Origin of the sequence: Phytobacter massiliensis JC163 (assembly GCF_000321045.1) — a bacterium.
Classification (GTDB): Bacteria; Pseudomonadota; Gammaproteobacteria; order Enterobacterales; family Enterobacteriaceae; genus Phytobacter_A; species Phytobacter_A massiliensis.
On sequence record NZ_HE578945.1, the window covers coordinates 873,094 to 878,197 of the forward strand.

Annotated in this window: 4 protein-coding genes and 1 pseudogene; all 5 read left to right on the forward strand. The window is 62.9% G+C overall.

The annotated features are described in order from the left end of the window. Nucleotides 1–273, forward strand: a 273-nt coding sequence (locus ENTHG_RS04410; RefSeq protein ID WP_044174173.1) for a type VI secretion system accessory protein TagJ, incomplete at its 5' end; no start/stop codon positions are given. Further along, nucleotides 266–832: a type VI secretion system baseplate subunit TssE gene (tssE, locus tag ENTHG_RS04415; protein WP_044174179.1), complete on the forward strand. Its 567-nt coding sequence runs from the start codon at nt 266–268 to the stop codon at nt 830–832. The genes ENTHG_RS04410 and tssE, both read left to right, overlap by 8 nt. A 2-nt stretch (nt 833–834) precedes the next feature. Next, complete coding sequence (tssF, locus tag ENTHG_RS04420) at nt 835–2,700, forward strand: type VI secretion system baseplate subunit TssF (RefSeq protein WP_044174184.1); 1,866 nt, start codon at nt 835–837, stop codon at nt 2,698–2,700. Further along, nucleotides 2,697–3,740, forward strand: coding sequence for a type VI secretion system baseplate subunit TssG (gene tssG / locus ENTHG_RS04425; RefSeq protein WP_044174193.1), 1,044 nt, complete (start codon nt 2,697–2,699; stop codon nt 3,738–3,740). The genes tssF and tssG overlap by 4 nt, the downstream gene beginning before the upstream one ends. A gap of 48 nt (nt 3,741–3,788) precedes the next feature. Then, nucleotides 3,789–5,104, forward strand: a pseudogene (locus tag ENTHG_RS04430) (AAA family ATPase); the annotation flags it as partial.

A 5,104-nucleotide genomic window follows, 5' to 3' on the forward strand; every position in this document is an offset into this window, starting at 1 on the left:
CCTGCCAGCGTAACCGACCTTGCCTGGCGTCATACCCGCGTTCAGCTGCTCGACGGTAGCGAACAGGTCTGCCAGATCCCGGCCCGTTACCCTGTTGACGCGCAGACCGAAGACCGCTTCCGCCTGGGGCGCACCACCGAGTGGCAGCCGCTGGCGGGGGATGAGGCGCAGTATATTGGCCAGGGGCAGAAAGTCTGGCTTAACGACAGCGCCGAATTCCCGCTTCTCGATCTGGCGCGCGTGCGCTTTACCGGGGCCGCTGCGGATGAGTAACCCGGCACACGATGACCGCGACCTGCTGCGCAACGGCTGGCGGGCGCGTAACGGCAAAGAGTCGCCCGGCGCGCGCGACAAAATGCAGCCCTCGCTGCTCGACCGGCTGACCGACAACGCGCCGGATAAACAGCAGGAGCCGGTAAGCAGCAATGTGATCTCCCACTCCGCGCTGCGTCGTCATGTGCTGCGCGATCTGCAGTGGCTGTTCAACACCATTAATAACGAAGCGCAAAACGATCTGTCGCAGCTGGCGCACGTCCGCCGCTCGGTGGTCAACTTCGGCGTCGCGCCGCTGGCGGGCAAAAGGATGTCGGATATTGAGTGGCAGGATATTCAGCAAAAACTGACCGACGCGATTTTGCACTTCGAACCGCGCATCCTGCCGCAGGGGCTGTCGGTACGCTGCATCTCCGATACCCAGTCGCTGGACCTGCACAACGTATTATCCATTGAGATTAAAGGCCGCCTGTGGTGCGTGCCTTATCCGCTGACCTTTTTATTTCGTACCGATGTTGACCTTGAAAACGGTCACTTTGATTTAAAAGATGTGGGGTGAGCGTGGAAAGCAAACTACTCGAATACTACAACCGTGAACTGGCGTGGCTGCGCGAAATGGGCCAGGAATTCGCCGGGCGTTATCCCAAAGTAGCCGGGCGCTTAGGCATGCACGGCATGGATGTCGCCGACCCGTATGTCGAACGGCTGATGGAGGGCTTCGCTTTTCTGACCTCCCGCGTACAGCTCAAAATGGACGCCGAGTTTCCGCGCTTTTCCCAGCGCCTGCTGGAGATGATCGCGCCGAACTACCTGGCGCCGACGCCGTCAATGGCCATTGCTGAACTGCAGCCCGACGCGGCGAAAGGGGATTTAAGCCGTGGGTTCGTGGTGCCGCGCGGCACCACCATGGACAGCCAGGCGCTGAAGAAAAACGGCGTCACCTGCAGCTACACCACCGCCCATGACGTGACGCTGTTGCCGCTCAAGATAAGCATGGTTGATTTAGGCGGCGTGCCTGCCGACCTGCCGCTACAGCGTATCGGGCTGGGGCAGAGCGGCGCGGTGAGCGCGCTGCGCATTCGCATCGCCTGCGACGGGCCGGTAAAACTTTCGCACCTGGATTTCGACCGGCTGGCGTTCTTTTTAAGCGGGCCGGATATGCAGGCGCTGCAACTGCTCGAACTGCTGATGGCGCACCAGACCGGCATCGTGGCGATGATCCCCGGCGGTGCGCCGCTGGTTCTCGCCGAGGATGCCCTGCGCCAGGAAGGGTTTGAGGCCGATCAGGCGTTGCTGCCGGACGATCTGCGTAACTTTGACGGCTACCGCCTGCTGCAGGAGTATTTTGCGTTTCCCTCACGCTTTCTCTTTTTTAGCCTGCAGGGATTGCGTCCGCTGCTGGCAGGCAGCGGCGACGCCACCGCTTTTGACATCATTGTTCTGCTTGATAAGGCCGACGGCCAGCTGGAGAGGGTGGTGGATAAAAGCCACCTGGCGCTGCACTGCACCCCGGTAGTGAACCTCTTCCCGAAGGTGGCGGAGCGGCAGAAACTGCGCGACAGCCAGCATGAGTATCATCTGGTGGTCGATAATATTCGCCCGCTCGATTATGAAATCTACGCGGTCAATAAAATCCACGCCAGCGTGGACGGCCAGCGCGACGAGCAGGAGTTTCGCCCCTTCTGGCGCAGCCTGAGCCAGGACAACGGCAACTACGGCGCCTACTTCTCCCTGCGCCGCGAGCAGCGCGCCCTGTCGGAACACGCGCAGCGCTATGGCACCCGCACGGGCTATATCGGCTCGGAGGTTTTCGCCTCGCTGGTGGATGCCCAGCACGCCCCGTGGCGGGAGGATCTGCGCTACATCACCGCCGAAGTGTTGTGCACCAGCCGCGATCTGCCGCTGATGCTGCAACAGGAGCCGGGCCAGTTTGTGCTGCCCGATTCGCTGCCGGTGAAACACCCGCGCCTGCGCAAAGGGCCAACGCCGCCGCGTCCGGCGCTGGCGGAAGGCATGAGCACCTGGCAACTGGTGAGCCAGCTGCAGATGAACTACCTGAGCCTGATGGACGGGGATAAAGAGCAGGGGGCAATGGCGCTTCGCCAGCTGCTTGGTCTCTATACCCGGCTGGCAGATGCCCCGGTGGCGCGACAGATAGACGGCGTGCGCCGCTGCATTCTTGAGCCGGTGCACCGCCGGGTTCCCGAACCGGGGCCGATTGTTTTCGCCCGTGGGGTAAGTATCAACCTTACCGTTGACGAACAGGCGTTCTCCGGCTCCAGCCCGTGGCTGTTCGGCAGCGTACTGGAGCGGGTCTTCGCACGACTGGTGGCGATGAACAGCTTTACTGAATTTACCCTTAACAGCCAGCAGCGTGGCGAAGTGGGCTACTGGCCGCCGCGGATGGGGAAAAGGGCGCTGATATGAGCGAAACCCTGCGCCATCTGCCCGCCGTGACCCGCGCCACCGCGCTGACGCCGTCTTTCTGGCGCAACGTGATGGCCGCCCCCTGGCGCTACGATCTCTTCTCGCTGCTGCGCCGGGTGGATGCGCAGGCAGGGGAGCGTTACCCGCTGGGCCGCGCGCCGCTGCCGCGCTTTGAGCCGTTGCGCATCGGCCAGCAGCCGTCGCTGGGTTTTGCCCCGGCAACGCTTGCCACGGTCAGCCAGCGTGAACAGTCGCCGCTGTATGATATCTCTATTTACAGCTTCGGCCTGTTTGGCCCCAACGGTCCGCTGCCGATTCACCTGACGGAGTACGCCCGGGAGCGGGTGGAGCACCACCAGGACGACAGCCTGACGGCCTTTGCCGATCTGTTTCACCACCGCCTGACCCTGCTGTTTTACCGGGCCTGGGCCGACGCGCAGCCGACGGTCTCGCTGGATCGTCAGGATAACAACCGCTTCGAGCGCTATATCGCCTCGCTAATCGGCATGGGGCTGCCGGGCCAGCTGGAAAAAGGCACCCTCAGCCCCCATGCCCGTTTCGCGCTGGCGGGACACCTGACCCGCAATGGCCGCGACCCGGAGGGGCTGGAGAAAATATTGCGCTACTACTTCAACGTGCCGGTAAACGTAGTGAAAAACGTGCCGCACTGGATGCCGCTGGGCCAGCGCGAGCGGGCGCGCCTGCAGGCGGGGCGTCATGCGCCGCGGCTTGGGGAGTCGGCCTTTCTCGGCGCGGCGGTACGCGACGTCAGCCATAAATTTCGCATTGAGCTTGGCCCGCTTGATGCGCAGACCTACCGACAATTTCTGCCCGGCGAGCCTTTCGTCGCGCAGCTTAAGGACTGGGTTCGTCAGTACCTTGGCATTGAGTACCAATGGACGCTGCGGGTCATGTTGCGAAGCGACGATGTTAAAGGCGCCGAACTTGGCGGCGCAGGGCGTCTGGGCTACAGCGCCTGGCTGGGCTACCAGCCGCAGCCGCAGCCCAGAGGCGATCTGGTTTTCAGTCCCGAGCAATGATGCATCTGTCTTTGCAAGGCGTTATCTCTCACATTCACGGAATCGACCATGTCAGAAATCAGCCGCGCCGTTCTGTTCGGCAAACTGGATACGTTGTTATTTACCTCACTGGAAAGCGCCACCGCCTTTTGCAAACTGCGCGGCAACCCCTATGTGGAGCTGGTGCACTGGATCCACGCCCTGATGCAGCAGGAGCAGGGCGATCTGCAGCAGGTGATCCGCCACTTTTCCCTTAGCGAAGAGGCGCTGACGCGGGATATCGTCAGCGCGCTGGACAGCCTCCCGCGCGGCGCAAGCTCTGTCTCCGATCTCTCTGAGCATATCGACACCGCCGTTGAGCGCGCCTGGGTTTACGGCTCGCTGAAATTTGGCGTCAACCGTATTCGCGGCGGCCACCTGCTGATCGGCCTGTTGAAAACCTGGAGCCTGGCGACGGTGCTGAAAGGCATCTCCCCGCAGTTTGAGCGGGTACGGGTGGATACGCTGCTGGATGATTTCGACGTGATATTCGCCGACAGCAAAGAGGCGGCCCAGGCTGTCGCCGTCGCCGATAACAACCCCGCCGCGCCCGCGGCGCAGGGCAGCCTCGCGCAGTACGGGCAGGATCTGACCGCCCGCGCCCGCGACGGCAAAATTGACCCGGTGGTAGGCCGCGATGAAGAGATCCGCCAGATGGTGGATATTCTGATGCGTCGTCGCCAGAACAACCCGCTGCTGACCGGCGAGGCCGGGGTGGGTAAAACCGCGGTGGTGGAAGGGCTGGCGCTGCGTATCGCCGCAGGCGACGTCCCTGAGCCGCTGCGTGACGTACAGCTCTGGCTGCTGGATATCGGCATGCTGCAGGCGGGCGCCAGCATGAAGGGTGAATTCGAGGCCAGGCTCCAGGCACTTATCAAAGAGGTACAGTCGAGCCCGGTGCCGATCATGCTGTTTATCGACGAGATCCATACCCTGATTGGCGCGGGCGGCCAGCAGGGCACCGGCGACGCTGCCAACCTGCTGAAACCGGCGCTGGCCCGTGGTCAACTGCGCACCATCGGCGCGACCACCTGGGCGGAATACAAAAAATACATTGAGAAAGACCCGGCCCTGACCCGCCGTTTCCAGACCGTGCAGGTGGCTGAGCCTGATGAAGAGCGCGCGGTACTAATGCTGCGCAGTACCGTATCGGCGCTGGAAAAGCACCACCGCGTGCTGCTGCTGGACGAGGCGGTCACGGCGGCGGTGAAGCTGTCGCACCGTTATATTCCTGCCCGTCAGCTGCCGGACAAAGCGGTGGCCCTGCTGGATACCGCCTGCGCCCGCGTGGCGGTCAGCCTGAGCGCGCCGCCGCCGCAGCTTGAAGACTGCCAGCATCGCATCGC